At 37.7% G+C, this 711-nt stretch carries 1 protein-coding gene; it reads left to right on the forward strand.

What is annotated here, in order from left to right:
* Positions 1–681: ABC transporter substrate-binding protein (locus ACFIMA_RS09840; protein WP_375693789.1), on the forward strand; the 681-nt coding region annotated here is incomplete at its 5' end.
* Positions 682–711: the final 30 nt, after the last annotated feature.

Raw genomic sequence — 711 nt, forward strand, 5'->3', positions numbered from 1 at the left:
TATCTTATTGACTATGAAGGACTCGGTAAGACTCTTCTCAAAGATGTTGGTATTCCACGTGCAAGTTTTATTCCTCTTGGTAATCTTGGAGCTTTGGATGAAAAAGAGGGACAACCCTTTAAACTTGATCTCCAAAAAGCAAAGCAACTTTTAACAGAGGCAGGTTATCCGGATGGTTTTGAGGCCAGTATTTTTGCCGGTGCCTCTCCTTATCCTTTTGCTTTGCCTATTGCTCAGTCTCTCCAAGACAATGCAAAAAAAGTTGGAGTACGTTTTAAAATTGAACGTTTTGTAGGTACGCAGTTGTTTTCAAAATTTTATGCGCGTGGTTTTGATACGATTTTTTTCGGATGGAATAATGGCTCTGGGGACCCCCATACAATGGCTTCACGTCTTATTTATAATCCAGATAATCGGCTTGAGGCTAAAAATACAGGCTATGCGAGTTGGTGCCATGGGTATTTGGATGAAACTATGAATCAAAAGGTTCAAGATGCATTGTTTCAAAAAGATCCCAAAAAACGGGCGCAAATGTATGCTGATTTACAACGTGATTTTATGCAGAAAGGGCCTTATGCTTTTATCTATCAGACATATGTTTCTGTAGCGATGACACCTGATGTCAAAAAATGGGTTTGGAATAGTGCACCACGTATTTTTTATAGTGCAATTGAAAAATAAAAAGGTATCAGGTTTATAAAATATAAAAAA

Origin of the sequence: Bartonella sp. AP88HLJMH (genome assembly GCF_042195605.1) — a bacterium.
Taxonomy (GTDB): Bacteria; Pseudomonadota; Alphaproteobacteria; order Rhizobiales; family Rhizobiaceae; genus Bartonella.